Origin of the sequence: Sphingobium sp. HDIP04 (genome assembly GCF_000445085.1) — a bacterium.
Lineage (GTDB): Bacteria > Pseudomonadota > Alphaproteobacteria > Sphingomonadales > Sphingomonadaceae > Sphingobium > Sphingobium indicum.
Genome location: NZ_ATDO01000072.1, coordinates 1 through 23,339, shown reverse-complemented (window position 1 = coordinate 23,339; position 23,339 = coordinate 1). Strand labels below are relative to the sequence as shown.

Genomic DNA, 23,339 nt, shown 5'->3' with positions numbered 1-23,339 from the left:
GCGCCCGCCCATGGGCCCGCCCCAGGACCGCGCCACCTATGCCATGACGGTGGAGGTGCAGGGCTGAACGCTCGCCCGATCCGCATCGCCATCCCGCCCACCCTTTCGCCCGACATGTTCGGACCGGGCGTCCGGACGGGCAGGATCAGCGACCTTGGCGGGCCGACCATGGGCACGAGCTGGTCTGCCCGCATCGTCGACGCGCCTCCCGGCAGCGCGGCGGCGATAGAAGCGGTGCTGGGCCGCATCATCGCGCAGATGAGCAATTGGGAGGCGGATTCCGCCATCAGCCGCTTCAATGCCGCGCCGGTCGGCCAATGGATGCCGCTGCCCGCCGACATGCTGGCCGTACTGCGCGCCGGGCTGGACATGGCCCGGCTGTCGGACGGCGCTTTCGATCCGGCAGTGGGCCGGCTGGTGGCGAAATGGGGCTTCGGTCCGGGCGGGCTGAAGGGCCTTTCCGAAGAGCCCCATCACCCCTCCCCTTGGAGAGCCATGGAGATAGAGGGCGACCGGGCCCGCCGGATGGCCGATGTGACGCTGGACTTTTCGGGGATCGCCAAGGGCTTTGCCGTCGATGCCGTCGCCGATGCGCTATGCGAACGTGGCGCCGCGCACTTCCTGGTGGAGATCGGCGGCGAATTGCGGGGGCAAGGCATAAGGCCAGACCTTCAACCCTGGTGGGTGGATGTGGAGGCGCCGCCCGGCCTCCGGCTCCCGACGTTGCGGATAGCGCTTTGCGGCATGTCGGTCGCTACCTCCGGCGACTATCGCCGCTTTCGCGAGGAGGCGGGCATTCGCCTCTCCCACAGCATGGACCCAGCCACCGGCGCGCCGATCGCCAATGACGTCGCTTCCGTGACCGTGCTCCACGAAAGCGCGATGCTGGCCGACGCCTGGGCGACGGCGATCACGATAATGGGGCATGAACGGGGCATGGCCCTCGCCACGCGGCACGGCATCGCCGCATGCCTGATCCGGCGGCTTGGAGGCGGTGGACAGGAATATATGACGCCCGCCCTCGCCGCGATGCTCGAGTGACTGGGAGGGGGTGGAGAGCGGAGGTTTCTGATCCTCCCCATCGGTAGATGGGGAGGTGGCAGCGCGCAGCGCTGACGGAGGGGAAAATGCGCAGACCGTGTCATTTCCCCTCCACCACCGCTTTCAGCGGTGGTCCCCCTCCCCACGCTGCGCGTAGGGAGGAATTAATGTCAGCTATTGGCCAACTCCCGCCCAGCCTTTTCGCACGGACCGGCCCGGCCGCCGCGCGTCCTCAAGAAGCCATCGACCGAGGCATTGCGCGCAGGGTGGCAGGGTCGATCGCCTGGACGAATTCCACGCCCAGCCGGTCTCCCCTGGACCAGCGCGCCATGGCGTTGACGGTCTGGTTGTCGCCCAGTTCGATCGTGAACAGCGTGCCCTCCGGAACGTTCCACAATCCTTCCAATTGCGCGCCGGTGGCGGAGATGTTGCGGATGCGCCCGGTGTAGACATGGCCGTCATGGTGGACCGCGACGGTGCGCAGCATGGTCTTGCGTTCCGTCCGGCTCGATTGGAAGCCCTGCGGCGTGACGACGCCGCCATGGCCATGCTGCTGGATCAGCACGTCCGCCGCCGGCAGCGGGCGGCCATAGACATAGCCCTGGATATGGCTGCACCCAAGGTTGCGGATCAGCGCGAGTTCGTCCTGCGTTTCCGCCCCCTCGGCCGTGGTGTCCATGCCCAGCGCTTCGGCCAGGCTGACGATCGCCTTGATGATCGCGCTGTTGGGGCTGCCCTTGATCGCGGCGCCGCGCACGAAGCTCTGGTCGATCTTGATCTTGTCGAAAGGCGCTTTCTTGAGATAGCCGAGCGAGGAATAGCCGGTGCCGAAATCGTCCAGCGCCAGGCGCACGCCGATGCCCTTCAGGCGCGAGAACATCAGATCCGTGCCGTCATCGTCGTTCAGGAACACGCTCTCGGTGATCTCCAGCTCCAGCCGCTCGGCCGTCAGGCCGGAGGCGGCGAGTGCGTTCATGACGATCGAGGGCAGGCCCTGATTGGCGAACTGGATCGGCGAGACGTTCACCGCCACCCGCACGCCATCCGCCCATTGCGCCGCATCGCGGCAGGCGGTGCGCAGCACCCATTCGCCGATCGGCCCGATCAGGCCGCTTTCCTCCGCGATGGGGATGAAAAGCGTGGGGGAGATCGCCCCGCGCACGGGATGCTGCCAACGCAGCAGCGCCTCATAGCCGGCGATCTGTTCGGTACGAGAAGATACCACCGGCTGATAGACGAGGTGCAGGGCGTTTTCGACCAGCGCCCTGCGCAGATCCTCCTCCAACTGGCGGCGATCCTCGGCATCGGCGTGCATTTCGGGCGAATAGAAGCGATAGACGCCGCGCCCGTCTCCCTTGGCGGCATAGAGCGCGAGGTCGGCGTTGCGGATGAGTTCATCCGCCGTGACGCCGTCCTGCGGGCAGAAGGAGATGCCGATCGACACGCCGATGACGACCGCCGTGCCTTCCACCATATAGGGCTGGGACACATCGGTAATGATCGCCCGCGCCAGGTGATCCAGCATGATCTTGTCGGGCCGGCCGGGCAGCAGGATCTTGAACTCGTCGCCGCCCTGGCGGCCGACCAGTCCCTTGTTGCCGACCACGCGCTGGATGCGTTCGCTGACCTGGCGCAGCAGCGCGTCGCCCGCCGGGTGGCCCAGCGTGTCGTTGACGATCTTGAACCTGTCGAGGTCCAGCATCATCAGCGTGCAGTCGCGCGGCTGCCCCTTCTTGCCCGCGACCGCCTGCTCCAGCGAGCGCATCATCTGCACCCGGTTGGCAAGCCCGGTCAGCGAATCATATTGGGCGAGCCGCGTCACCTCCGCCTGGCTGCGGCGCATTTCGGTGAGGTCCGTGCCGCTTCCCCGGAAGCCGTGGAACTGGCCGAATTCGTTGAACACCGGCTGGCCGGAGATCGACCACCAGCGTTCGTCCTTCGCCATGGCGGCGCGGACCGGGATTTCGGCAAAGCCCGTGCGCGCCGACAGGTGGAAGCCCAATGTGCGCTCGCCATCGCCATCCTGCCGGTCGCCGGGGCGGATGATCTCCGTGATCGGGCGGCCGATCAGCGCCTCGTTACCCAGGCCGAGCGTGCGGGCCAATGTGTCGGAAATATAGGCGATGCAGCCATGGCGGTCGGTTTCCCAGAACCAGCCGCGGCCCGACTGCTCATATTCGCGGAGCAGCCGGTCGGAACGCTGCGCCCTCAAGTCCCGCTGGTGGAAGGCGATGGCGCGGTTCATGTCGGCCTGCGCCTGGCGCAGCGCGGCGACCAGCATCGCGGCGATGCAACTGATCAACAGGCCGATCTGGGCGAAATCGCTTCGGTGCAGGATGGATGCGATCAGCAAGCCGCAGAAATAGCTGACGCCCAGCAGGCGCCGGTCGCCGAAGATCGAAACGGCCATCAGCGCGACCGCCATTTCCGCCAGCAGGTTGCGCGACGGTTGGCCGGCGATCAGCGCCGGGCCCAGCATCAGGCTGAAGCTGAGGCCCGAGAGCAGCACCATGGGCAGCATCAGCCATTTCTGGTGGTGCGGCCGCAAAAGCTGGAACCTGGCCCCGCGCGGCAGGACGATGGCGACGCCGTCGACCAGCAACATGGCCGCCAGAGCGACGGCATGACCGGCATTGCCGTCGCCGTAGAGAGGCACGTGCAGCAACGCGGTGATGCAGAGCTTCCCCAGCAGGATCAGCGGCCAAAGCCGGGCGATATGGACGAAAGTGCCGGAAATCCAGGATGCGTCGACGGAGGCGCCGCTTTCGGCAAGGCCGAGCGCGGCGACGAGATCGGTCCGCCGCGTTTGCAGTTCTGCCAGGTTCGCCCGCAAGGAAGTCATATATCCCGCGTAACGACAAGAGATTGAAAGAAACTTACCTGATTGGGGAGTTCCTGCGGTGAATGGTTCCCAAGACATTCCCCTTCCCGTCTACGGAAGCAGGATATGTCTTGAAGCGGCTTAACCCCTCAGACGCGCATCGGCATCAGCACATAGAGGGCCGGGCTGCGGTCGTCTTCGCGGATCAGGGTCGGGGCGGCGGCGTCGGCCAGGTGGAGTTCCACCAGGTCGCTGTCGATCTGGCCAAGAATGTCCAGCAGATAGCGGGCGTTGAAGCCGATGTCGAAACCCTCGCCCTGGAAGGCGCCGGGGACTTCCTCCGCCGCCGTGCCGTTTTCGGGGCTGGTGACGGACAGGGTGATCTTGTCGCGGTCCAGCGTCATCTTGACGGCGCGGGTCTTTTCCGTGGCGATGGTGGCGACGCGGTCCACGCCTTCCTCGAAGCTGCGCGGGTCGATCTTGAGCAGCTTGTCGTTGGCGGTCGGGATGACGCGGCTGTAATCGGGGAAGGTGCCGTCGATCAGCTTGCTGGTCAGGATCGCGCTGCCCAGGCCGAAGCGGATCTTGCTGGCGGACAGGCTGATCTGAACCGATCCCTCGACCTCGTCCAGCAGCTTGCGCAGTTCGCCGATGCACTTACGGGGCACGATGATGCCGGGCATGCCGTCCGCGCCGTCGGGACGGGGCACGGTGACGCGGGCGAGGCGGTGGCCGTCGGTCGCGGCGGCCTTCAGCACCGGCTGGCCGTCATCTGAAACATGGAAATAAATGCCGTTGAGATAATAGCGCGTCTCTTCGGTCGAGATGGCGAAGCGCGTCTTGTCGATGATCTGCTTCAGCGTTTCGGCGGGCAGTTCGAAGCTGGTCGGCAGGTCCCCTTCCGCGATCACGGGGAAGTCGTCGCGCGGCAGGGTCGACAGGTTGAAGCGGGCGCGGCCCGCCTGAATGAGCATCTTGCCCTCCGCCGCGTGGAGCGAGACCTGCGACCCTTCGGGCAGCTTGCGGGCGATGTCGAACAGGGTGTGGGCGCTGATCGTGGTCGCGCCGGGCTGTTCCACCTGGGCGGAGACGCTTTCGACGATCTGGAGGTCGAGGTCGGTCGCCATCAGCTTGATCGCGCCGTCCGCGGACGCTTCGATCAGCACGTTGGACAGGATCGGAATCGTGTTGCGCCGCTCGACCACCGACTGGACGTGGCTGAGGCTCTTGAGCAGCGTTGCGCGTTCGATGGTGGCCTTCATGTCCCTGTTCTGTCCGTTTCTTTTCTTGCGAAAGCCCGGAGACAGTCGAATCCGGGCGACAATGATGGATGATCCTTCATAGCCGCTGTTGCGGCCCCTGCAAGCGCTGGGTGGCGCTTTGTTGCGGCGAGGGTTGCAAAAAGGAACGGCTTGCGCTTTGCCGGGGGAGTGAAAGCACTTTGGCCCCTCGCTCTTTCCCTGCTGACCGTCGGCGGCGCCGCGCAGGCGCGGGACTCGCTGGGCGTGTTCGAGGCGTGGGGGGCGTTTCGCGATCCGGGGACGCCGCGCTGCTATGCCATCGCCATGCCGGTCGCGGCGAAGTCCGAGGGCTTTGCGGCCGTCGGAAGCTGGCCGCGGCAGAGGGTGCGCGGGCAGGTACATTTCCGGTTGAGCCGGATGCGGATGGCGGACGCGGCGGTGATCCTGAATGTGGGGGACCGGCGGTTCACGCTGGTGGCGGGACAAGTCGACGCCTGGGCGCCGGATGCGCGGGCGGACGCGGCGATCGTCGCGGCGATGCGCTCCGCCACCAGCATGAGCGTGCAGACGCGGGATGCGCGGGGGCGGGGTTTTGCTGATACCTATGCGTTGCGCGGGGCGGCTACGGCGATCGATGCGGCGGCCTTGGGGTGCGCAAGGATTCGGTAAGGCTATCCCCTCCCCTTCCCATTCAACGCCCGAAAGAAAGAGGAGCCCTTCGACAGGCTCAGGGCGAACGGGGGAGGTTTAGCGCCGCCCTTCCAAAATCCCCCGAAATCCGCTATGGGCGCGGGCATGCAGTCAGTCGCCAATCCCCTGATGCCGATTCCCGGCGCTATCGATCCTGTGCCGGTGCCCCGCGCCGTGACGCCTCGCGAGGATGGGCGCGTCGACCTGATGGGGCTGTCGCGGCCGCAGATCAGGGGGGCGCTGGAAGAGGCCGGGCTGGACGTCAAGCAGGCGAAGCTGCGCTCGAAACAGTTGTTCCACTGGCTCTACCATCGCGGCGAGACCGATTTCGACGCCATGACCGATCTTGCCAAGCCGATGCGCGGCTGGATGGCGGAACGCTTCGTCGTGGGGCGGCCCGAAGTGGTCGAGGCGCAGGTGTCGAGCGACGGCACGCGCAAATGGCTGCTGCGGTCCGACGACGGGCAGGATTATGAGATGGTGTTCATCCCGGACGCGGACCGGGGGACGCTGTGCGTCTCCAGCCAGGTCGGGTGCACGCTCAACTGCCGTTTCTGCCATACCGGGACGATGCGGCTGGTGCGCAACCTGACGCCGGGCGAGATCGTCGGGCAGGTCATGCTGGCGCGGGATGCGCTGGGCGAATGGCCCAAGGGCAGCATGGCGTCGGCCAATGACGATGAGGCGGACGACGCGTCCCAGTACAGCCCCGACGGGCGAATGCTGACCAACATCGTGATGATGGGCATGGGCGAGCCGCTCTATAATTTCGATCATGTGCGCGACGCGCTGAAGGTGGTGATGGACGGCGACGGGCTGGCCCTGTCGAAGCGGCGGATCACCCTGTCGACCTCCGGCGTGGTGCCGATGATGGCGCGGGCGGGGGAAGAGATTGGCGTCAATCTCGCGGTTTCGCTGCATGCCGTGACCAAGGATGTGCGCGACGAACTGGTGCCGCTGAACAAAAAATACGGCATCGAGGATCTGTTGCAGGCCTGCGCCGATTATCCGAGCGCGAACAATGCGCGGCGCATCACTTTCGAATATGTGATGATCAGGGACAAGAATGACAGCGACGCGGATGCGCGGGAACTGGTGCGGCTGCTGCGCCAGTATAAGCTGCCCGCCAAGGTCAATCTGATCCCGTTCAATCCCTGGCCGGGCACGGACTATGAATGTTCGACGCCGGAGCGGATCAGGCGCTTTTCCGACATCGTGTTCGAGGGCGGGATTTCCGCGCCGGTGCGGACGCCGCGTGGGCGCGACATCATGGCGGCCTGCGGGCAGTTGAAGTCGGCGAGCGAGAAGAAGAGCCGGGCGGAACTGGACCGGCTGGCGGCGGAGAAGCAAGCGGCGCTGGGATAGAGCGGGGCCGAATAGGCGCGCCTATGTGGCGTGAGATGGAAACCCCGCCCGGAACGGCGGGGTTTTTCTTTTTTGGGGGCGAACGGGATGACGGACGATGAGATTGAGCGGATTGCGACGGGCTTTTGCGCGAGGACGCTGCCCAAGGAGGAATGGACGCACCGGGCGCATTTCTCCACGGCGCTGTGGCTGATGCTGCGGCGGCCGGAGATCGTGCCGGAGCGCGACATGGCGGGAATGATCGCCGCCTATAATGAGAGCGTCGGCGGGGTGAACAGCGACACGTCCGGCTATCATGAGACGATCACCCTGGCTTCGCTGAAGGCGGCGCGGGCAGTGCTGGCGGGGTTGCCGGGCGGGGCTTCGCCGGCGGAGGCCTTTGCGGCGCTGATGGAATCTCCGATGGCCGACAAGGATTGGCTGTTCGCCTATTGGTCGCGGGAGCGGTTGATGTCGGTGGAGGCGCGGCGCGGCTGGGTGAAGCCGGATTTGAGGGCGCTACCCTGGGATTAGGTAGCGAAGAATTCAACATGAGCGGCAGGACTGGGTTCCTGCCTTCGCAGGAACAGGAAGCGCTACCGATCATCGAAGACGGAAGCAGGGCATGGAAAAAGGGCGGCCCCAGCCGGGCCGCCCTTTCCCTGTTCCATCCGAGAGGGATTAGAAACGGAAACCGATGCCGACGACGCCAGCGTCGCGGCCGCCAATGCCGTCTTCATACTCGCTGCGCTGATATTCAGCCGAGATGTAAGTGTTGCCAGTCACAGCAAATTCCAGGCCGCCACCATAGCGCACGCCTTCGAACGATCCACCCGAGTTGCTGTTCGACGCTTCAACCCGGGTATTGGCATAGCCCACCTTGCCGAAGGCCAGCACCTTCGGATTGAGGATATAGCCAAGACGCACCGAAGCGGAGAGATCGCGGCTAACTTCCACGCCGGCGCCCAGGCTGGTGGTGGAGTCGCTGAATGCTACTTCCGAACCAAAGGTTACGTTGGGCGTGATCGCAATGTCATAACCGGTGCTGGCGCCGTAAGCGAAGCCGTCGTTACCGTCGAACTTGTCATAACCCAGCGTCACGCCGGCGCGCGGGCCGGTGAAGGGGGCGGCGTCCTGGGCGAAAGCGGGAGCGGAAACGGCGGCAGCAGCAAGGGCTGCGAAAATCACAGTCTTCATAAAGTCCTCATGTCATCAGAAACGCACAGTCCAGGAACAGGACAGGCGTTTGTTCTCTTTTTACGGGATAGCGTTGCGTTATTTATTTCATCGCCATTTGGAATGCCGATTCTATTCGGTCTATCCTCCCGTCCTGCATGCAGCGATTGGTGTCGCTGACGGCGCGCATATGTAACCTGATTGTTATTGTTGCAAGTTGGATATGAACTTTACGAACGCATGATGCTTTTTCGCAACAGTCTGACTTTGCATGAAAATGGGGCGCCTCCCCTTTCCGTTCCCATGGGCGCTTCGACGCGCTTATGGACCTGCAAGCTGGCTCCCATATGAACGAAATCATGAAAAAGCTTCATGCGCGCAGCATCTCCATCCTTTTGACGCTGTCGGCCCAAAAGGGTATCCATGGCCCATGGAACGCGCCCTGCCCCAGCGGAAAACGGTGCTGCGCCACCGGCTGCCGGTGCGGCTGTGGCATTGGCTGAACGCGCTGCTGCTCTATGTGCTGTTCACCAGCGGGCTGGGCATCTTCAACGCGCATCCCCGGCTCTATTGGGGGCAATATGGGGCGAATTACGACCATGCCTGGCTGGTGCTGGAACGGTTCGGAAGCTGGATCACCCTGCCCGCGCATTATGACCTGGCGATGTCGCGGCACTGGCACCTGAGCGCCGCGCCGATCTTCGCCTTCGCGCTGCTTTTCTACATGCTCTGGAGCCTGTTCGGCGGGCATCTGGAGCGCGACCTTGCCTTCCGGCGCGGGGAACTGGCGCCGCGCCATGTGTGGCAGGACATCCGCGATCATGCCCGGCTGCGCTTTCCCGCGGGGGAAGCGGCGCTGCGCTATAATGTGCTGCAAAAGGCCAGCTATATCGCCGTGATCTTCGTTGCGCTGCCGCTCATGATCCTGACGGGCCTTGCCATGTCGCCGGGCATGAACGCGGCCTGGCCCTGGCTGGTCGACCTGTTCGGCGGCCGCCAGTCGGCGCGTTCGATCCATTTCATCGCGGCCTTCGCGCTGGCGGCCTTTTTCCTGGTGCATATGCTGATGGTGCTGCTCGCCGGACCCTTGAACGAAATCCGCTCGATGATCAGCGGGCGCTATCGCGTGCCGGAGGCGCGGCGTTGAGCCTGATCCTCAGCCGCCGCTCCCTGGTGCTGGGGGCCGCCGCGACGCTGGCGGGATGCGACCGGCTGGCGAAGAACGAGGCGGTGCGCGACGCGCTGTTTTCCGCCGAGAATTTCCACAAATGGGCGCAGCGCGGCCTGATGGCCCGCGACGCGCTGGCGCGGGAATTCCGGCCCGACCAGATCTCCCCCTTCTTCCGCCCCAACGGCACGGCCAATCCAAACACGCCCGAATATAAGGCGCTGTGGCGCAACGGCTTTGCCGACTGGCGGCTGCACGTGTCGGGGCTGGTGGGACAGCCGCTTTCCCTCTCCCTAGCGCAGCTCCACGCCCTTCCCCATCGCGAGCAGATCACGCGCCACGACTGCGTCGAGGGGTGGAGCGCCATCGGCAAATGGCGCGGCGTGCCGCTGAAGCCTATCCTCGACGCGGCGCGGCTGCGGGACGGGGCGCGGTACATCGTCTTCCACTGCGCCGACGATATGGGCGGCGGGCGCGGCTATTATGAAAGCATCGACCTGGTGGACGCGTTCCACCCGCAGACCATCCTGGCCTTCGCGCTGAACGACGAACCCCTGCGCGTGGCGAACGGCGCGCCGCTCCGGCTGCGGGTGGAACGGCAACTGGGCTACAAGCAGGCGAAATATCTGATGAAGATCGAGGCGGTCGCAAGCCTGGAGGGCATAGGCGGCGGCAAGGGCGGCTATTGGGAGGACCGGGCCGGTTATGACTGGTATGCGGGCATTTGACGCCGACCGGATGACCTGACAGGGTAGCCCCATGAAATTGTTTGATCGCGTCATCAAGCGGCTGGTCACGCGGGGCCAGCTCAGCATCTATTATCATGACGGCAGGAAGATCACGGTTGGAACCCCTGAGCCGGGCTTTCCGTCGCTGGCGCTGAAATTCCACGACGCGCGGGTGCCGTTCGACATCGTCAAGGATCCGCGCCTGGGCATGGCGGAGGCGTTCATCGACGGGCGCGTCGCCATAGAGGGCGGCGGGATCATGGAACTGATCTCCCTCATCCGCATGAACAATGCGTGGGAGACGGGCAAGTCGATCAGCGACCTTGGCGCCATAAAGCGCGGGTTCAAGGCCGTCCGGCGCAGGCTGTGGGCCGCCAATCACCGGGCGCGGGCAAAGGCCAATGTGGCGCATCATTACGACCTGTCGGGCGCGCTATACGCCCTCTTCCTCGACCGGGACCGGCAATATAGCTGCGCCTATTTCCCCGATGCGGACAATGAGGCGGGGATCAGCCTGGAACAGGCGCAGGAGGACAAGAAGGCGCATATCGCCGCCAAGCTGCACCTGAAACCGGGCATGAAGGTGCTGGACATAGGCTGCGGCTGGGGCGGCATGGCGCTGTACCTGCACCGCACCTGCGGCGTGGACGTGACCGGCATCACCCTGTCGGAGGAGCAGCTCAAGGTCGCGCGGCAGCGGGCGCAGGATGCGGGCGTGGCCGACCATGTGCGCTTCGAACTGATCGACTATCGCGACATCGACGGCCCCTTCGACCGCATCGTTTCGGTCGGCATGTTCGAACATGTCGGGACCGGGGATTACCGCACCTTCTACAACAAGTGCCGCGAATTGCTGACGCCGGACGGGGTGATGCTGGTCCACACCATCGGCCGGGTCGACGGGCCGGGCATCACGGACGCCTTCACCCGGAAATATATCTTCCCCGGCGGCTATATCCCCGCCTTGTCGGAAATGATCCAGGGCAGCGAGGGCACGCGCCTGATGGTCACGGATGTAGAGGTGCTGCGCATCCATTACGGCCTCACCATCCGCCAATGGTACAAGCGGACGCTGGCGCACAAGGCGGACATCATCGCCCTGTACGACGAACGATTCTTCCGCTTATGGACCTTCTATCTGGCGGGCGCGGCCACCGTGTTCGAACATGGCGGCATGGTGAATTACCAGGTCCAATATGTTCGCGACCGCCGCAGCCTGCCGATCACCCGCGACTATATGCTGGAGGCGGAAAGCGCCCTTCGGGGCCGCTGATCCATCCATGAACATTGGCTGACGACGCCGTTCCCGGACGGTTCAGTAAGGCCGGAGCATCTTTCCTTCATGACCCCGGCGACGGGCGTGCATGCTGAGGAGAAACGGACATGAACATCTTGTGGAAGGGCGCTGCCGCCCTGGGCCTGGCGATCACCGCCATGGGGGCGAGCGTGGCCCCTGCACAGGCGCAATATTATGGCGGCTATGGCTATCGCGACGGCTATCGCGGCGATCGTTGGGACGACAGGCGTTGGGACGACAGGCGCTGGGACGGGCGGCGCGACTGGCGGCATGCCGACCGCCGCTATTGGCGCGGCGACCGGCGGTCCTGGCGCGGGCATTATCGCCAGCGTTGCTGGACCGAATGGCGCTACAATCATTATCGCGACCGGCGCGTGAAGGTGCGGGTGTGCAATTGACCTGACCTTTTGCCATGAAATCCCTCCCCATCCGCCGATGGGGAGGATTGGAAAGGCCCGCCCATTCCGGCATCTATCGCGATTGCGCCCGGCAAGCGCTTGCGGCATTTTGACGGGATGACCGATCCCATGCCCGTCATCCAGAGCCTGCTGTCCGGCCTGCCCATCTTCCTGCTGCACCTCGCCTCCGCAACGCTGGCATGGCTGGCGGCGCTGGCGCTTTACATGTGGATCACCCCGCATGACGAATTCGCGCTGATCCGGGCGGGCAATGGGGCCGCGGCGATCTCGCTGGGCGGGGCTGCGATCGGGCTGGCCATGCCATTGGGTTTCTGCCTGGCGGGATCGGTCAATGTCTGGGACATCATGATCTGGGGCAGCGTGACGCTGATCCTGCAACTCATCGCCTTTCGCGCGGTCGATTTCCTGCTCGGTTCGCTGCCGACCCGGATCGAGGCGGACGAACGGTCCGCCGCCATCTTCCTCGCCATGATGAAGGTCGCCATAGCCTGCCTCACCGCCGGCGCGGTCGCGGGTTGAGCCATGGCGGGCCGACGCTTCGGCTGTCTGCCCGGCCTGCTCGGCATCATCCTCGCCCTGCTGTGGATCAGCGAGGTCACCAAGCCCACCCCGCTGCATGTCGAGCCGTTCGACCCGCGCTCGCCGCGCCGGCCGATGCCGCAATGGAGCGATGAGAGCTTCGTCATCGAGGAACGGACGGAGGCGCCTGCCGACAGCATGGGCACGACCTTCGCCATCGACCGGGACGGCGCCTGGCTGACCGCCGAGCATGTCACCCATGGCTGCGCGCGGGTCGGCATAGAGCAGGGCGGCTTCGCCCGTCCCGTGTCGCGCCTGGTCGAAAGCCGGGAGGCCGATGCGGCGCTGGTGCGCGGCGGCGTGGCGAGCGACCACGCGCTGCCGCTGTCGGACCGCATGCCGCCGCCCGGATCGGTCGGCTATCATATGGGCTTTCCGGGCGGACAACCGACGCTGGTCATATCGGAACTGATCGGCGCCGCCCGCGCCCGACGCGGCGCTGGGCAGGATACGCAGCCCGTGCTCGCCTGGGCCGAACATGCGCGCATTCCGATGGGCGACGGCACTTTGTCGGGCATCAGCGGCGGGCCGGTCTTTGCCGAGGATGGCCATGTAGTCGGCGTCAACAGCGCCGCAACCGACCGGCGCGGGCGCATATTGACCACGGCCCCCGATGCCATGATGCGGCTGGTCGTCGCCAGCCGGGCGGCGGGGGAACGGCCGGTCGCCTACCCCTTCCTGGATCTGGCCGATGCACATGCCCGTTTCCAGTCCTGGCTGGCGCAGGGGGTTATCCGGCGCATCTTCTGCGATGTCGACGATGGACCGTAACGGTTGACGGCAGGTGGGCCTGGAGGCTAGGCCGCGCCCAGATTGACAGGATTTGGACCATCATGAGCGATACGCCCCCCGACCGCCTTTCCACCAACCCGAAGAGTCCCTTTTTCGACATGGACGTGCTCCAGCGGGGCATCGGCATCCGCTTCAAGGACCGCGTCCGCAACGATGTCGAGGAATATTGCATCTCCGAAGGCTGGATTCGCGTGGCGGCGGGCAAGACCCGCGACCGTCACGGCCAGCCGCTGACGATCAAGCTGTCCGGGCCGGTCGAGGCCTGGTTCGAGAATCCTGCCGAGGGCGCGGAGGAAGCGGCGGACAAGGCAGAATGATTTTCGCCTGCGCTGCCTGAAAAGGAACCGGGTTCCTGCCTTCGCAGGAACGCCGGGACGCTTCAACGAAGGGCAGAGTCCCGCTTCACGTCCGCGATGATGTCGCGCAGCGAACGGGCCGAAGGCGTCGCATCGGCATAACCGATGGCGCGCAGGTCGAGCGCCAGGCGCGGCGGCGAGGCGGCGGCCCGGCGCGGCGAGGCGGCCTCCTCCTCCGGATCATCCTTGACGACGGTCATGCTGGCGAAGCGCGTGCTGACGCCTAGCGCCGGGTCTGGCCGGAACTCGCGCAATTGCGGCTTGTCGGGATAGATGAAGCCGAAGGTCGGGTTGCTGCGCGCGCCCATCTGGTTGGTCGGGCTGTGCCAGACGCGCACCGCGCTCCAGTCGCCTTCCTCGGACACGTCGACTGCCAGCACATCCTCCTCGATCGCGCCGGGCGCCGACCAGTTGGCATGCCGGATCAGCACGCGCCGGTCGTCCAGCACCCTGCTGACCACCGCGACATGGCCCAGCACCATCGGGCCGACGGGACGGAAGGCCAGCACCGCGCCCCTGCGGGGCGCATGGCCGCGCTTATAATGATTTTCCGCCTTGTCCCACCAGGTCAGCGCGTCGCCATAGATCCGGACGCCGGACACGGTGCGCGCATAGGGCACGCATTGCAGCACGGTCGCGCCCAGCACGGGCGTCGTCGCCAAGCCCGCCAGCAGCAAGGCTGCCCAGCGCATCATTCCCACTTTCATGCGACCCCAAAAGTCTCAGAATCGCCCCACCGCCAAGAAAACTAGGCGGCAGCCCTTAGGAAATGGTTAAAATGTCAGAAAGCACCACGGGCGGCCTCGGCGCCCGCGGTCGCGCGATCCGCCATGGCGATCTGCACCGGAGCCTCGCCCGCCTTGTGCGCGTAGATGAAGCCCTTGGCCGGGTTCGGGCGAAGGCCCAGGTCGCCGATCGGGCCATACCAGACGCGCACGTCGGTCCAGTCATTGTTCGGGGACACGTCGATGGCGCGGACGTTGCGCTCTATGCCGCCGCGATAGGACCAGTTGGCATGGGTCAGCAGCACCTCGCGCTCGCTGACCACCTTGCTGACCATGGCGACATGGCCGACCGGCATGGAACGGCTGGCGGAGAAGGCAAGGACGGCGCCGACGCGGGGTTCATGGCCGCGCTCATAGCGGCCCTCGGCCTGGCTCCACCAGCTATTGGCGTTGCCGTAAAGCTCTATGCCGGAAACCTGCCGGGCGAAGGGCGCGCATTGCAGGACGCCGGCGGCGGCCGGGGTCGTGATCAGGGCGCCGAGTGCAAGCGTTGCCGCTGCGGCAATAGCGCGAAAACCACCGATCATAGGAATGCGACCCCCGATTATTGGAACGACTTAACCCCGTGAGACGTTTTAGGGCAGACGCCGGACGGGATGAAAAGCAGCCAGCGACGAGTCGTTGTTGCAGCGCGTCAATCTGCGGAACGAAAGACCTGCCCGGCCGTTATGCCGAACCGGCTAGCCATGGGCAAGTCGTTGAAAAGTCCCGGTTCCGTTCCCGTCATCCAGACCTGGCCGCCGGTTTCGCGCAGCCGGTCGAACAGCGCGGCCCGCCGCGACGGATCGAGATGCGCCGCCACTTCGTCAAGCAACAGCACCGGCGGCTGGCCGCGATGGGCCGAAACCAGCGCCGCATGGGCGAGCAGGACGGAGAGCAGCAAGGCCTTCTGCTCGCCTGTCGAGCAAAGCGCGGCAGGCTGCGCCTTGGCGGCGTGGACGACGGCCAGATCCTGCCGGTGCGGGCCGGACAAGGTTCGCCCGGCGGCGGCGTCGCGGCGGCGCTCGCGGGACAGGCGGAACCCCAGGGGTTCCTCGCCCTCCCCTTCCCCCTCTATCGCCAGCAGCGGACGGGCGAAGGGATGGTCGGGCTGTTCCTCCAGCGCGGCTTGCAAGCGGCCCACCAGATCGGCGCGGGCGGCGGCAAGGGCCGTGCCATGCTCGTCCATCTGCGTTTCCAGCGCGCTCAGCCAGGAAGGATCGGCGGCGGACAGATCGTTCAGCAGCCGGTTGCGCGCCCGCATCGCCGCCTCATAGCGGGCGCTGTGCGCGGCATGGCCGGGGTGAAGCGCCAGCGTCAGCCGGTCCAGGAAACGCCGTCGCCCGCCCGGACTGTCCATGAACAGCCGGTCCATGGCGGGGGTGAGCCAGACAATGGACAGATGATCCGCCAGCGCGTTGGCGGAGGAGGCGACGCCGCCGATACGCACCTGCCGCCGGTCGGGGGCGGAGGCGAGGACGCCGGTCCCCAGCATCACTCCATCCACCTCCGCCGCTATGCCGAAGCCGCCCGCCCCGTCCTGGCGCGCCATGTCGCGCAGGGCCGCTCCGCGCAGGCCGCGTCCCGGCGCCAGCATCGACACGGCTTCCAATATGTTGGTCTTGCCCGCGCCATTATCGCCGGTCAGCACGATGAAGCTGTGATCGGGCATGATCAGCGCATCCGCATGGTTGCGGAAATCGCTCAAGGTAAGACGGCCGATCATGAGGCGGCTCTAACCAGTGCGGCGGCTTTGGGGAAGGGTGGAGTAAGAAGCATGGAGTAAACGGCCGATGGTCCCGCGAAGGCGGCGGGACGAGCAGCGTCTGGGAATTCTGAATGCCGGGAGACGGCCAACTTCAGCCACGCCCATCCCCGCCAGAACGAAAAACGGCGCCTCAAACGGGCGCCGCCTCCCTATCTCATTGAGCGCCGTTCAGCGCTTTTCGACCGGCACATAGTCGCGCTGCGCCGGGCCGGTGTAGAGCTGGCGCGGGCGACCGATCTTCTGCGCGGGGTCGGAGATCATCTCGTTCCACTGCGCGACCCAGCCGACGGTGCGGGCGAGCGCGAACAGCACGGTGAACATCTCGGTCGGGAAGCCGATGGCCGACAGGATCACGCCCGAATAGAAGTCGACGTTCGGATAGAGCTTCTTCTCGATGAAATAAGGATCGTTGAGCGCGATCTGCTCCAGTTCCTTCGCCACGTCGAAGATCGGGTCGTTGACGCCCAGCTTCTCCAGCACGTCCTTCGCGGTCTTCTGCATGACGGTCGCGCGCGGGTCGTAATTCTTGTAGACGCGGTGACCAAAGCCCATCAGGCGGAACGGATCGTCCTTGTTCTTGGCACGGGCGATATATTCCGGAATGCGGTCGACGGTGCCGATTTCGCGCAGCATGTTGAGCGCGGCTTCGTTCGCGCCGCCATGCGCCGGGCCCCAGAGGCAGGCGATGCCCGCCGCGATGCAGGCGAAGGGGTTGGCGCCCGAAGAACCGGCCAGACGCACGGTCGAGGTCGACGCATTCTGCTCATGGTCGGCATGCAGCGTGAAGATCTTGTCCATCGCGTCGACCACGACCGGATCGATGACATATTCCTCCGCCGGGACGGAGAAGGTCATGTTCAGGAAGTTGGCGGTGTAGCTAAGGTCGTTGCGCGGATAGACGAAGGGCTGGCCGACCGAATATTTGTAAGCCATCGCCGCGATCGTCGGCATCTTCGCGATCAGGCGGTGGCTGGCGATCTTGCGCTGTTCCGGATCGTTGATGTCGGTCGAATCATGGTAGAAGGCCGACAGCGCGCCGACCACGCCGCACATGATCGCCATCGGGTGCGCGTCGCGGCGGAAACCGCGATAGAAGGTGGTGAGTTGTTCATGCACCATGGTGTGGCGCGTGATGGTGCGGGTGAAATCTTCCAGTTCCTTCTTCGACGGCAGTTCGCCGTTGAGGAGCAGGTAGCTGACCTCCATGAAGCTGGACTGTTCGGCAAGCTGGTCGATGGGATAGCCGCGATGCAGCAGGATGCCCTTGTCGCCGTCGATATAGGTCAGGCCCGAATCGCAGCTCGCGGTAGAGGTGAAGCCGGGATCGTAGGTGAACATGCCGGTGTTGGCGTAGAGCTTGCGGACGTCGATGACCTGCGGGCCGACCGTGCCGTTCAGAATGGCATAGTCTTTCGCGTCGCCCCCGACGCTCAAAATGGCATTGTTATCCGACATGGTGTTCTCCTGATACTTCAATTGCCCGATGCGTGCCTCACAGCGGACAATCGTTCCAAGCTCTCCGCCTTCCCCAGAAGGAAAAGGACGTCGAAAATTCCCGGCGAAACCGTGCGACCGGTCAACGCCGCGCGCAAAGGCTGCGCGACCTTTCCAAGCCCGAGGCCGGCATCCTCCGCCACGCGGCGTATCGCTTCCTCGATCGCTTCGACCGTCCAGGACTGGACGGGTGCAAGAGCGTCGGCCGTCTTCCCCAGCAGCGCGCGCGCGGAGTCGTCTAGCAGAGCCAGGGCCTTCTCGTCAAAATCGAGCGGGCAATTTTTGAACAGGAATTCCGCGCCCTCGGCAATTTCGTTAAGCGTCCTGGCGCGGGGCTTGAGCGACGGCATGGCGGCGGCCAGCAGTTCCTGCCCGCCCTCGGGCAAGGCGATGCCCAGCCGGGCCGCGACCCTTGGCGCGACCAATGCCGCCAGCCGCGCATCGTCGGCTTCGCGCAGATAATGGCCGTTCAGATTCTCCAGCTTCTTGATGTCGAAGCGCGAGGGCGAACGGCCGACGCCCGCAATGTCGAACAGTTCCACGGCCCGGTCGCGGGAGATGATCTCCTCATCGCCATGGCCCCAGCCCAGGCGCAGCAGATAGTTGAGCACCGCTTCGGGCAGCATGCCCATTTCGTCGCGATAGGCGTCGACGCCCAGCGCGCCGTGCCGCTTCGACAGCTTGGCCCCGTCGGCCCCGTGGATCAGCGGGATATGGGCGTAGACGGGTTCTTCCCAACCCATCGCCCTTATGATGCCTAGCTGGCGGAAGGCGTTGTTGAGATGGTCGTCTCCGCGAATGACATGCGTGACGCCCATGTCATGATCGTCGACCACCACGGCCAGCATATAGGTGGGCGTGCCGTCGGAACGCAGCAGGATCATGTCGTCCAGTTCCGCATTCTGCACGACGACGCGCCCCTGCACGGCGTCCTCGATCACCGTCTCGCCCTCGCGCGGCGCCTTCAGGCGGATGACGAAGGGCGCGCCTTCGGGAGCCTCCGACGGATCGCGGTCGCGCCAGCGCCCGTCATAGCGCATAGGCTGCTTGGCGGCGCGCTGCTGTTCGCGCAGTTCCGCCAGTTCCTCCGGCGTCGCATAGCAGCGATAGGCATGGCCGCCCGCGAGCAACTGGTTCGCCACCTCGGCATGGCGCGGCGTCCGCTCGAACTGGAAGACCGCAGGCTCGTCGCCGCCCAGGCCCAGCCATTCCAGCCCGTCGAATATGGCGGCGACCGCCTCTTCCGTGGAGCGGGCCCGGTCGGTATCCTCGATCCGCAGCAGGAACTTGCCGCCATGATGGCGCGCGAACAGCCAGTTGAAAAGCGCGGTGCGCGCTCCGCCGATGTGAAGAAAACCAGTGGGCGACGGCGCAAAACGGGTTACTACCTGCTTGTTCGAACCTGTAGCACTCACCGCTTCATTCCCTGACATTCGCCCGATTAGCCACCCGACACATCCATGATCGCGACGCCCCCTAGCATGGCTTTCGAGCCACGACAAACCTCCGTTGTCACTTCTGTCCGGGGGAAAGCGGCGCGGATTGGGCGCGGGCTGGAGCTTTGGCTGGAGGAGGAGCGCGAACGCCTGCCCTTATGGGTTCCGGTCGCGCTGGCGATCGGCATAGCGGCCTGGTTCGTTCTTCCTAATCGACTGGAATGGCTGGCCTTTTGTTGCACGATGCTGGCCGCGGCCTGCGGCGCGCTGCTCTTGCCGCCGGGCGGGCGGATGCGCCGGGCGATCATCGCCGGGGGACTTCTGGCCTGCGCGGGATGTCTGCTGGTCTGGGGGAAATCGATGATGCTGGGATCGCCGCCCCTTGCCCGCCCCACCTTCGTCGCGCTGAAGGGAGAGGTCCGGTCGGTCGAAAGGCTGCCCGCGCAACGCATGAGTCGCGTGCTGGTCCGGCCGATCGGCATGCCCGCCCTGCCCTCGCTGGTGCGCGTCAATCTTGACGATGCGTCGATGCCGGCGGGAGTCGGAGAGGGCGCCATTATCGCTTTCCGCACAAGGTTGATGCCGCCCGCGCCGCCCAGCCTGCCGGGCGGCTACGATTTTGCGCGCCGCGCCTATTTCAAGGGCATCGGCGCGACCGGGCGCGCGCTGCCGCCGGTCGCGGTCCTGCGGCCCGCCACGGCCGCCCCCCGATTGAGGACGCGCCTGTTCGAGCATGTTCTGGAGCGCGTTCCGGGCAAGGGCGCCGGCATCGCCGCTGCCCTGGCCACGGGCGATCAGGGCTCGATCGCGCAAGCGGATGCGGAGGCGATGCGGCGCAGCGGCCTTGCGCACCTGCTGTCGATCAGCGGCCTGCATGTGACGGCCCTGATCGCTGCGGTGATCTTCCTGCTGATGCGGATGATGGCGCTCAGCCGACGGGCGGCGCTCGACCGGCCGCTGATGCTGGTCGCCGCGGGCGGAGGAGCACTGGCGGGCATCGGCTATACGTTGCTGACCGGGGCCGAAGTGCCGACCGTGCGCTCCTGCATCGCTGCCTTGCTGGTGCTGGGCGGGATGGCGATGGGGCGCGACGCGATCACCCTCAGGCTGGTGGCGGCAGGGGCGCTGGTGGTGCTGGTCCTCTGGCCCGAAGCCTTGGTGGGGCCGAGTTTCCAGATGAGCTTCGCGGCGGTGATCGCCCTGGTGTCGCTGGGCGAGCATCCGGCCTTCCGTACCTTCGTGGCTGCGCGTGACGAGGCGATGTGGCGCCGGATCGGGCGCAATCTGGCGGGCATGCTGGCGACGGGGCTGGCCGTGGAACTGGTGCTGGCGCCGATTGCGCTGTTCCATTTCCACAAGGCGGGAATGCTGGGATCGGTCGCCAATCTGGTGGCGATACCGCTCACCACCCTGGTCGTCATGCCGCTGGAGGCGATGGCTTTGCTGTTCGACCTGGGCGGATGGGGCGCGCCCTTCTGGTGGCTCACGGCGCGGGCGCTCGACCTGCTGTTGCTGGTCGCCCATGGCGTGGCGTCCAGCCCCTGGGCGGTGGTGCTGGCCCCTGCACAGTCGGGCGCGGTGTTCGGCCTGATCCTGATGGGCATGCTGTGGTGCCTGCTATGGCGAAGCGGGTGGCGCTGGGCGGGCCTGATGCCGGTGTCCGCGGGCATGACGATGATCCTGGCCAGCCCGATGCCCGCCATATTGATCAGCGGCGATGGCCGCCATGTCGCGCTGCGCACCGCCGATGGCGGCATGGCGATGCTGCGCGCCCGCGCCGGCGGATATGCCCGCGACGTCATGGCGGAAAGCGCGGGTCATGACGGCACCTTGCAGGCATTGACGACGCTGCCCCAGGCGCGCTGTTCTCCCGATCTCTGCGCCGTTCGCCTGAGGGGTGGAGGCCGGTACTGGAACCTGCTGCTGACGCGGAGCAGCGTGAAGATCGACAATGCGATACTGGCGCGGGACTGCGCCCATGCGGACATCGTCGTCAGCGACCGTCGCCTGCCGGGCGCCTGTCGCCCCCGCTGGCTGAAGGCGGATCGACGGTTCCTCGCCCGGACGGGCGGCCTGGCCATCGATCTGGACCATGGCGCCCTCCGCGGCGCGAAGGCATCGAATGACGAGCACCCGTGGATCGCGCGACCCTCCGCTCGGCCGCGCGGACACAGGGGCGGTCAGTTATAGCGGCGCAGCAACCCGGCCAGCTTGCCCTGGATGCGGACCTGCCGCGGATCGTAGATTTGCGGCTCATAGGCGCTGTTTGCGGGATCGAGCCGAACCTTCGGCCCTTCCCGCCGGAAATATTTGAGCGTCGCTTCATTTTCGTCGATCAGCGCGACGACGATCTGCCCCTCCCGCGCAACGTCGGTGCGTTGGATCAGCGCGAAATCGCCATCGAGTATGCCTGCCTCGACCATCGAATCCCCAGCCACCTCCAGTGCATAATGATCTCCGGTGCCCAGCAGCGCGGCGGGGACTGAAAGCATGTTCTGCCCCTCCAGCGCCTCGATCGGCACGCCGGCCGCGATGCGGCCATGCAGCGGAATCTCCAATATGTCGTTGGCGGCGACCGGCGGCTGGCTCAACGCCGGACCGCTCGTCAGCGGCGCCTTGGCCGGCACGACCAGCTTGGGCGCGCGATGCATGGCGTCGGGCAGCTTGAGCACCTCCAGGGCGCGGGCGCGATTGGGCAGCCGGCGGATGAAGCCTCGCTCCTCCAGCGCGTTGATCAGGCGGTGGATGCCGGATTTGGACCGCAGGTCCAGCGCTTCCTTCATCTCCTCGAAAGAGGGAGACACGCCCCCCTCCTCCAGCCGGGTCTGAATGAAGCTCAGCAATTCCTGTTGCTTGGGTGTCAACATCTCGCCTTGCCCTCCTTGGAACGGATGGAGAACGCATAGGAAACGGAACGGGGCAAGTCAAGCGCCTAACCGTTGGCCGCGTTTACGGGAACGCGGGAGGCCACGGGCCGTTTAAAGCCTGCCTTCCCCGATGAAGGTGAATAGGAGAGAAACATGGCCAACCAGAACAATCAGGGCGGCGATCAACGTCGCGACCAGCAGGGCGGCGACCGCTCCCGCCAGGGGGGACGCCAGCAGCAGCAGGAAAACCGGCAAGGCCAGATGGGCGACGAGCGCCGTCAAGACAAGTCGCCCGGCAAGCAGCAGCGCTGAACGGGTAAGGCGGCGTTCCGGCGCGGCCGGATTGTCGCCGCCATCCATCAGGACTGCACGGGAAGGGGGTCGCCTGGGCGGCCCCTTTCCTTATGCGAGGGGGAGGACCGTGACGGGATCGCCGGCGGCTGCCGGGGCCGAACCGGCGGGGCGCAGGATAAGGCAGTCCGCCATGGCGAGCGCGGCGGTGGCGGCGCTGTCCTGCGACGTCACGGAAACGATGCCGGCTTCGGTGCGGAAGGCGCGTAGATAATCGTCCCGTTCCCCCGTGGCGGGCAGCGGGGCGGCGAGCGTTGCGGGCGCGGTGCGCGGCAGGGGCGACGCCGCGCCCATCATATGGCGGACAAGCGGAAGCAGGAACAGGGTCGCCGTCACGAAGGCGGACACCGGATTGCCCGGCAGGCCCAGGAAGACGGCGGAACCCAATGTCCCCGCCATCAGCGGCTTGCCAGGCCGCATGCGGATCTTCCAGAAATCGAGCGCGCCGCCCGCCTGGACGAAGGCCGGACGGACGAAGTCGTGATCGCCCACCGACGCGCCGCCGGTCGAAAGAATGATGTCGGCTTCGCTGGCGCGGACGAAGGCCCGGACCGTGCCCGGCAGATCGTCGGGCACGATGCCCAAGTCGACGACGTCGCAAGAGAGGCCGGAAAGCATTGCCGCCAGCATGGGCGCGTTGGATGAGGGAAGCTGGCCCGGCTGCGTCGGCATGCCGGGCGGCACGAGTTCGTTGCCGGTGGAGAGCAGCGCGACCCGCGCCCGGCGCGAGACGGGCAACGCAGCATGGCCGCCAAGCACGGCCAGCGCGATCTGCGCGGGGCCAAGCGCGCCGCCGGCCTTCAGCAAAAGGCCGCCCTTTCCGAAATCGGAACCGGCCGGGCGGACATGGCGGCCGGTCGCCAGCGCCTCGTCCAATCCGCGCAGCACATCGCCTTGGCGCGCGGCGTTTTCCTGGATCAGGATGCTGTCCGCGCCCTGCGGCAAGGGCGCGCCGGTGAAGATGCGGCAGGCCTGGCCGGGTTCGAGCGGCGGCGGCGGCGGCCCGC

23 protein-coding genes are annotated in these 23,339 nt (G+C 66.1%); 12 read left to right on the top strand and 11 right to left on the bottom strand.

Translation table 11 applies throughout. The features are described from left to right. The first annotated feature begins 168 nt into the window (after positions 1–168). A complete protein-coding gene (locus L286_RS31980) occupies positions 169–1,041 on the top strand; it encodes an FAD:protein FMN transferase (protein ID WP_025161006.1) in 873 nt (290 codons plus the stop codon). Between the two features lie 232 nt (positions 1,042–1,273). Here L286_RS31980 and L286_RS31975 read toward each other — a convergent pair whose 3' ends face one another. Next, positions 1,274–3,883 carry an EAL domain-containing protein gene (locus tag L286_RS31975; protein ID WP_021223274.1) on the bottom strand — a complete coding sequence of 870 codons (2,610 nt, stop codon included), beginning with the start codon at positions 3,881–3,883 and terminating at the stop codon, positions 1,274–1,276. A gap of 128 nt (positions 3,884–4,011) precedes the next feature. Beyond that, positions 4,012–5,124 carry a DNA polymerase III subunit beta gene (gene dnaN / locus L286_RS31970; protein ID WP_020819146.1) on the bottom strand — a complete coding sequence of 371 codons (1,113 nt, stop codon included), beginning with the start codon at positions 5,122–5,124 and terminating at the stop codon, positions 4,012–4,014. Between the two features lie 168 nt (positions 5,125–5,292). Here dnaN and L286_RS31965 point away from each other — a divergent pair, with 168 nt between their 5' ends. The 3 genes from L286_RS31965 (at position 5,293) to L286_RS31955 (ending at position 7,671) form a co-directional block, all read left to right on the top strand. Beyond that, the gene (locus L286_RS31965) at positions 5,293–5,772 is read left to right on the top strand and encodes a hypothetical protein (RefSeq protein ID WP_020819147.1); all 480 of its coding nucleotides are present in this window, start codon (positions 5,293–5,295) and stop codon (positions 5,770–5,772) included. Positions 5,773–5,898: 126 nt separating this feature from the next. After that, a complete protein-coding gene (gene rlmN, locus L286_RS31960; protein ID WP_029986879.1) occupies positions 5,899–7,158 on the top strand; it encodes a 23S rRNA (adenine(2503)-C(2))-methyltransferase RlmN in 1,260 nt (419 codons plus the stop codon). A gap of 87 nt (positions 7,159–7,245) precedes the next feature. Further along, positions 7,246–7,671, top strand: coding sequence for a hypothetical protein (locus L286_RS31955; protein ID WP_020819149.1), 426 nt, complete (start codon positions 7,246–7,248; stop codon positions 7,669–7,671). Positions 7,672–7,818: 147 nt separating this feature from the next. Here the strand turns inward: L286_RS31955 and L286_RS31950 are convergent, their stop codons facing one another. Beyond that, the gene (locus L286_RS31950; protein WP_020819150.1) at positions 7,819–8,334 is read right to left on the bottom strand and encodes a porin family protein; all 516 of its coding nucleotides are present in this window, start codon (positions 8,332–8,334) and stop codon (positions 7,819–7,821) included. Between the two features lie 409 nt (positions 8,335–8,743). Here L286_RS31950 and L286_RS31945 point away from each other — a divergent pair, with 409 nt between their 5' ends. The 7 genes from L286_RS31945 (at position 8,744) to L286_RS31915 (ending at position 13,613) form a co-directional block, all read left to right on the top strand. Further along, positions 8,744–9,460, top strand: a complete 717-nt coding sequence (locus tag L286_RS31945) for a cytochrome b/b6 domain-containing protein (protein WP_020819151.1) — start codon at positions 8,744–8,746, stop codon at positions 9,458–9,460. A gap of 2 nt (positions 9,461–9,462) precedes the next feature. After that, complete coding sequence (locus L286_RS31940) at positions 9,463–10,209, top strand: molybdopterin-dependent oxidoreductase (RefSeq protein WP_025161056.1); 747 nt, start codon at positions 9,463–9,465, stop codon at positions 10,207–10,209. Positions 10,210–10,240: 31 nt separating this feature from the next. Further along, complete coding sequence (locus L286_RS31935) at positions 10,241–11,482, top strand: SAM-dependent methyltransferase (RefSeq protein ID WP_020819152.1); 1,242 nt, start codon at positions 10,241–10,243, stop codon at positions 11,480–11,482. 110 nt (positions 11,483–11,592) lie between these two features. Continuing rightward, positions 11,593–11,904, top strand: a complete 312-nt coding sequence (locus tag L286_RS31930) for a hypothetical protein (protein ID WP_020819153.1) — start codon at positions 11,593–11,595, stop codon at positions 11,902–11,904. Between the two features lie 117 nt (positions 11,905–12,021). After that, complete coding sequence (locus L286_RS31925) at positions 12,022–12,444, top strand: DUF350 domain-containing protein (RefSeq protein ID WP_020819154.1); 423 nt, start codon at positions 12,022–12,024, stop codon at positions 12,442–12,444. 3 nt (positions 12,445–12,447) lie between these two features. After that, entirely contained in the window at positions 12,448–13,275 is an 828-nt protein-coding gene (locus L286_RS31920; RefSeq protein WP_020819155.1) for a S1 family peptidase, read from the top strand. A 62-nt stretch (positions 13,276–13,337) separates the two neighbouring features. Further along, entirely contained in the window at positions 13,338–13,613 is a 276-nt protein-coding gene (locus L286_RS31915; RefSeq protein WP_007687751.1) for a DUF3297 family protein, read from the top strand. Positions 13,614–13,675: 62 nt separating this feature from the next. Here the strand turns inward: L286_RS31915 and L286_RS31910 are convergent, their stop codons facing one another. From L286_RS31910 to gltX, 5 genes are all read right to left on the bottom strand, one after another. Further along, entirely contained in the window at positions 13,676–14,347 is a 672-nt protein-coding gene (locus tag L286_RS31910; protein WP_020819156.1) for a CHAP domain-containing protein, read from the bottom strand. 86 nt (positions 14,348–14,433) lie between these two features. Further along, positions 14,434–14,964 carry a CHAP domain-containing protein gene (locus L286_RS31905; RefSeq protein WP_020819157.1) on the bottom strand — a complete coding sequence of 177 codons (531 nt, stop codon included), beginning with the start codon at positions 14,962–14,964 and terminating at the stop codon, positions 14,434–14,436. 107 nt (positions 14,965–15,071) lie between these two features. Continuing rightward, positions 15,072–16,142 carry a DNA replication/repair protein RecF gene (gene recF / locus L286_RS31900; RefSeq protein WP_020819158.1) on the bottom strand — a complete coding sequence of 357 codons (1,071 nt, stop codon included), beginning with the start codon at positions 16,140–16,142 and terminating at the stop codon, positions 15,072–15,074. A 210-nt stretch (positions 16,143–16,352) separates the two neighbouring features. After that, positions 16,353–17,639, bottom strand: a complete 1,287-nt coding sequence (locus L286_RS31895; protein WP_007687747.1) for a citrate synthase — start codon at positions 17,637–17,639, stop codon at positions 16,353–16,355. Positions 17,640–17,656: 17 nt separating this feature from the next. Next, a complete protein-coding gene (gene gltX / locus L286_RS31890; RefSeq protein WP_021223271.1) occupies positions 17,657–19,111 on the bottom strand; it encodes a glutamate--tRNA ligase in 1,455 nt (484 codons plus the stop codon). 48 nt (positions 19,112–19,159) lie between these two features. Between gltX and L286_RS31885 the strand changes: the two genes are divergently transcribed. After that, positions 19,160–21,304, top strand: a complete 2,145-nt coding sequence (locus L286_RS31885) for a ComEC/Rec2 family competence protein (protein ID WP_031293213.1) — start codon at positions 19,160–19,162, stop codon at positions 21,302–21,304. On the opposite strand, the gene lexA is transcribed toward L286_RS31885, so the two are convergent. The 3 genes from lexA to L286_RS31870 all read right to left on the bottom strand — a co-directional run. Then, positions 21,295–21,981, bottom strand: a complete 687-nt coding sequence (gene lexA / locus L286_RS31880) for a transcriptional repressor LexA (RefSeq protein WP_007687744.1) — start codon at positions 21,979–21,981, stop codon at positions 21,295–21,297. The genes L286_RS31885 and lexA overlap by 10 nt on opposite strands. A gap of 111 nt (positions 21,982–22,092) precedes the next feature. After that, on the bottom strand, positions 22,093–22,341 hold the full coding sequence (locus L286_RS48920; protein WP_020818610.1) for a hypothetical protein: 249 nt from the start codon (positions 22,339–22,341) through the stop codon (positions 22,093–22,095). A 42-nt stretch (positions 22,342–22,383) separates the two neighbouring features. Beyond that, on the bottom strand, positions 22,384–23,339 hold a 956-nt coding region (locus L286_RS31870), incomplete at its 5' end, for a molybdopterin molybdotransferase MoeA (protein ID WP_021223269.1).